Source organism: Pseudomonas sp. TE12234 (assembly GCF_054061835.1).
In genome coordinates this window covers 1-5174 of the sequence record NZ_JBSSEP010000037.1, presented here as the reverse complement: position 1 = coordinate 5174, position 5174 = coordinate 1, and the positions used below count along the sequence as shown (strand labels likewise).

Here is a 5174-nt window from a genome sequence, read left to right as displayed (position 1 = left end):
CGGGCTTGCCCGCGATAGCGGTCTGCCAGTCACATCAAAGGTGTCAGTCAGGCCGTCATCGCTGGCAAGCCAGCTCCCACAAGTCCGATGGTATTACTCGATTGTGTGAACGATCCAAGAACCTGTGGGAGCGGGCTTGCCCGCGATAGCGGTCTGCGAGTCACATCAAAGGTGTCTGTCAGGCCGTCATCGCTGGCAAGCCAGCTTCCACAAGTCCGATGGTATTACTTGATTGTGTGAACGATCCAAAAACCTGCGGGAGCGGGCCCCGGCTTCGCAAAACCCTCAAAGCAATCGTTCGATGTCAGAATCTGCGCAACTTGAACGATTTGGAGAACATGATGCTTCGTGTGTTTGAACGAAGGCTCGACCCCTTTCCTCCTGACGAGGTACCACCGCCACCCGACGGTCTGGCTCGCTTCCTGTGGGCCTGTACGCGGGGTGCACGCGGTTACGTCCTTGCGCTTGCGTTGCTCAGTGCCGGCGTGTCCATTTACGAAGCCTGGCTGTTTTCCTTCCTTGGGCAGGTCGTGGACCTGCTTTCGACCTGGCAGGCCGGCGCAGAAGCGGCTGCGCAGGAACGTCGTGTGTTGTGGGGGATGGGCATCGTCATGGTGGCCAGTGTCGGGCTGGTGGCGTTGCGCACGATGGTGCAGCACCAGATATTGGCGATTAACTTGCCGTTGCGGCTGCGCTGGGACTTCCATCGCCTGATGCTGCGGCAAAGCCTTTCGTTTTTTTCCGATGAGTTCTCCGGCCGGGTCACTACCAAGGTGATGCAGACTGCGCTGGCCGTGCGCGACGTGCTATTCACCCTGATCGAGATCGCACCCGGGATCGGGGTGTATTTCATTGCGATCATTGCACTGGCCGGTGGCTTCGCCCTGAAACTGATGCTGCCTTTCGTTGCCTGGGTCGTGTTGTTCGCGCTGGCCATGTGGTACTTCGTGCCCCGTCTGGGGAAAGTCGGGCAGGAACAGGCCAATGCGCGGTCGATGATGACCGGGCGCATCTCGGACGCCTACACCAACATCACGACGGTGAAGCTGTTTTCCCACTCCAATCGTGAAGCGCACTTTGCGCGTGCGGCGATGGAGGACTTCAAGCAAACCGGCTTTCGCCAGATGCGCCTGGTCAGTCAGTTCGAAATCGTCAACCAGGCATTGGTGGTGGCGTTGATCATGGCAGCGGGTGGTTATGCGCTGTGGCTATGGCACCAGGGTGAGATCGGCGCAGGTGCCGTGGCGGCGATCACCGCCATGGCGTTGCGTATCAATGGCATGTCGAACTGGATCATGTGGCAAATGACCTCGCTGTTCGAGAGCATCGGCACCGTGCAGGATGGCATGGCGACCCTTACCCGTGGCCCAAAGGTGCAAGATGCACCGGACGCAAGCGTGCTGGTGACCTCCGGCGGCGCGGTCACCTTCGATAAGGTGAGCTTCAATTACAATGGCGAACGCCAGGTGCTCGATGGCCTGAGCCTGAACATCCGTCCGGGCGAAAAAATCGGCCTGGTCGGCCGCTCTGGCGCCGGCAAATCCACACTGATCAACTTGCTGCTGCGCTTTTACGACGTCGACAGCGGGGAGATTCGCATCGACGGCCAAAACATCGCAACAGTGACGCAGGACAGCCTGCGCGGCGCCATTGGCATGGTCACGCAGGATACTTCCCTGCTGCACCGTTCCATTCGCGACAACATTGCCTACGGACGTCCCGATGCGACCGACGCGCAAATCCGCAGGGCCGCGGCCAATGCCCAGGCCGATGAGTTCATAAGCCAACTGAGCGACCGGCAAGGTCACACCGGCTACGACACCCTTGTGGGTGAGCGGGGCATCAAGCTGTCGGGCGGCCAGCGCCAACGGGTCGCGATTGCCCGGGTGATGCTCAAGAACGCCCCGATCCTGCTGCTTGACGAGGCCACCAGCGCACTGGACTCGGAAGTCGAAGTGGCCATTCAGGAAAGCCTCGATGAAATGATGCAGGGCAAGACCGTGATCGCGATTGCCCATCGACTGTCCACGATTGCGGCCATGGACCGGCTCATCGTCATGGATGAGGGACGCATCATCGAGCAGGGCACCCACACCGAATTGCTTGGCAAGAACGGCGTCTATGCGCGGCTGTGGCAGCATCAGAGCGGAGGGTTCCTGGGCGAGGATAAGGGAGTGGTCGAGACTATGGATCAAGCGTGAGCGTGAAGGGGGACGCAGTGGGGCGGGAACACGCACACACACAGCCAGGATCCTACCGTCAGCTTTTGGCCGATCGTGTTGAAAAAGTCGGTCCTTCCAGGCTGCTGGCGTACTGGCGGCATACGCTGCAAGAGGCAAGGCAGGGGGCGGATCCTGAGAATTCCATGTCGCATGCACGTAGCGCGTTTTTGTCGGGCGGGTTAATCGATATTCGGTATCGGCCATTTCACGTGTGGCAGCGTTTCATATTCGGGCTTTGCAAACAGATAGCCTTGATAGTAGTGAATGCCCAGGGCCAGTAACTGCTGTAATTCAGCATTGGTCTCTACGCCCTCTGCAATCACTTCAATATTGAGAGCCTTGCATACACCGAGAATGCCTTGGACGATTGCCTGTCGCACCGGATCCGTGCAGATGCTACGCACCAAGGCCATGTCCAGTTTGATGATGTCGGGTTGAAACTCTGCCAGCAAATTGAGCCCCGAGTACCCGGCACCGAAATCATCTATCGCTGTCTTGAAGCCTTTAAGACGATATTCTCGAATGATGCTTTTCAGATGTTGCTTGTCCACCAGTTCTTCGTTTTCGGTGATCTCAAAAATCAGCCTTTCTGTGGGAAATCCAAACCTGCGGGCAGCTTCAAGCGTCGCGCGAATGCACGTGGCTGCTTGATATACCGCATTGGGCAAGAAGTTGATGCTGACAAAGCAGGGGATTTGCAAACGTGAAGCAAGCTCAACAGCCTTGACCCGACAAGCTTGGTCAAAGGCGTAACGGTTTTGTTCGTTCACCTGACCAAGAATGGCTGCGGCACCACTGCCATCGCAACCACGTACCAAAGCCTCGTAGGCAAAGATACTGTTGTCGCGCAGATCGACGATTGGCTGGAAAGCCATGCTGAACTCAAAATCCAGTTCTTTACCATCCCTGCAGGCACTGCAAGGAGGGACTGGTCGTGTTTTTTCGTTCATTCAGAACCCGTTTTTCAATGACTATTAATGTGTCGATCAAGCCGCGACTTTGCACAGGGCTGCAAGGCTGCATCATCGTGCCAATGCCGACGAGAAATGGCTGATCGCGTGCACGACTTGCCGAGCACTATCCTGAATATCCAGAATCACTTGACCCGCTTCGCCGGCTAATTTGACGCCTTGTTCCGCCTTGTCTTTACTCGCCTCCATCCTGGTCACGGCCCCCTTGGCCAATTCACGATTGTGCTGCACCACCTCGACAATCTTGATGGTGTCCTGACTTGTGCGCGAAGCCAGATTGCGCACTTCGTCAGCGACCACCGCAAAACCACGACCCTGCTCTCCGGCACGCGCCGCTTCGATGGCTGCGTTTAGCGCCAGAAGATTCGTTTGTTCGGCGATGCCACGGATGGTCTGCACGATGCTGCTGATGACTTCCGACTGCTGACTGACAGCATTGATACCTTCGGCTGCGCGATTCAATTCGCCAGCCAGGCTTTGCATGACATCCACTGTCTCCTGCACCACTCGGGCACCTTCGTGCGCTGTATCGTCGGTTTTCAGTGAAGTCTCATAGGCCATGCGTGCTGCTCGTGACTCGGTTTCCTGCTGGAGAACCTGAGCAGTGATATCGCTCGCAAACTTAACGACTTTGTAAAGGTTGCCGTTGGCGTCGTACACCGGATTGTAAGTCGCACGTAACCAGACGGTGTTTCTCTGGTTGTTGAGGCGCTTGAAGTTACCGGAGAAAAATTCGCCGTGATTCAGGCGCTCCCAGAACTGGCGATACTCGCTGGATTCACTTTCGCTACGCTCACAGAACAGGCGATGGTGCTTGCCAATAATCTCATCGAGGCGGTAACCCATCACAGCAAGGAAGTTTTCGTTGGCGCTGATGACTTCTCCCTGTCGGTTGAACTCAATGGTTGCCATGGAACGGTTAATCGCTTTGATTTGGCTCTCCTGCTCTTGTTCTTTCAGAACCCGGGCCGTGACATCAGTAGCAATCTTGACCACCTTGATCACCCGCCCAGACGCGTCACGAACAGGGATATAACTGGCTTCCAGCCAAATTTCACGCCCCTGTTTGTCCAGGCGCAGGAAGCGGTCGTTCATGAACTCCCCCTTACTCAGGCGTGACCAAAAACCTTGATAAGCGACGCTGTTGGCGTATGTCGGCGTACAGAACAAGCGGTGATGTCGGGCATGAATTTCCTCAAGGCGATAGCCCATCAGTCTCAGGAAATTGTTATTGGCGCCGAGGATCGTGCCATCAGGCTGGAACTCAATCATAGCCATGGAGCCACCTAGTGCGGCGAGGGTGGCTTCGCAGTCGGCCAATCGCTGCTGGCTGATGGCCAGGTTCTTTTTGATTTGCGAGTTGAACATAGGTACCTCAGTTGAGATGGACTGCTTGGCACTTTCATCAAGCTAACGCAAAACTTATACAATGCGAAATAAATTGTACAAGAAAATTCGTGGTTGAACACAAGGGATGCAGGTTGATCGTGGGGAATGCGTTGATCGGATCCTCTACACAGGCCAGTGAGTTATAGAGCGCAGAGCGGGTATTCATCGTCAAAGAAAAGCGTCATCGCCCTCTGATTAGCCTTGTGCGCACGACAGTATCTTGTATAGGTTTGTGTCCCATACGCCCGGGAACAGCGTTGGGAAGGGCGCTATTCTTTGCGCCGTTAAATCGACTGGGGGAGATGAGCGGCCCAATTCATGGTCAAGGACCAGAAAGGTGCAGTCGCCGGCATCATTCCCTGTAGCGAGAACCACGCCTGAGGGGGGGAACGTGGTCATCGCTGAAGGTTTTGATGGTGAAAAGTCAAACGACAGTGCCGCCCTTTCGTGTAGGGGCGGCTGGTATCCATTGGGTATCGCTCGACTATCAATTGCCCCGGTAGGTGGAGAAGCCGTAGGGGCTGAGAAGCAACGGGATGTGGTAGTGCGGGACAGTGCCGTCCACCTCAAATATGACGGGTACCTCCGGAAA

General features: G+C 56.1%; 3 protein-coding genes and 2 pseudogenes. 1 reads left to right on the top strand and 4 read right to left on the bottom strand.

Annotation, left to right across the window (positions count from 1 at the left end; genetic code table 11):
• Positions 1-341 precede the first annotated feature (341 nt).
• Entirely contained in the window at positions 342-2201 is a 1860-nt protein-coding gene (locus tag ACVWYU_RS30185; RefSeq protein WP_090322945.1) for an ABC transporter ATP-binding protein, read from the top strand.
• Between the two features lie 200 nt (positions 2202-2401).
• Here ACVWYU_RS30185 and ACVWYU_RS30180 read toward each other — a convergent pair whose 3' ends face one another.
• From ACVWYU_RS30180 to ACVWYU_RS30165, 4 genes and pseudogenes are all read right to left on the bottom strand, one after another.
• Positions 2402-3172 carry an EAL domain-containing protein gene (locus ACVWYU_RS30180; RefSeq protein WP_212613248.1) on the bottom strand — a complete coding sequence of 257 codons (771 nt, stop codon included), beginning with the start codon at positions 3170-3172 and terminating at the stop codon, positions 2402-2404.
• Positions 3173-3244: 72 nt separating this feature from the next.
• Positions 3245-3676, bottom strand: a pseudogene (locus ACVWYU_RS30175) (methyl-accepting chemotaxis protein); the annotation flags it as partial.
• A gap of 111 nt (positions 3677-3787) precedes the next feature.
• Positions 3788-4465: pseudogene (locus ACVWYU_RS30170) on the bottom strand (PAS domain-containing protein); the annotation flags it as partial.
• 604 nt (positions 4466-5069) lie between these two features.
• Positions 5070-5174, bottom strand: a 105-nt coding sequence (locus ACVWYU_RS30165) for a hydroxyisourate hydrolase (RefSeq protein WP_457374457.1), incomplete at its 5' end; no start/stop codon positions are given.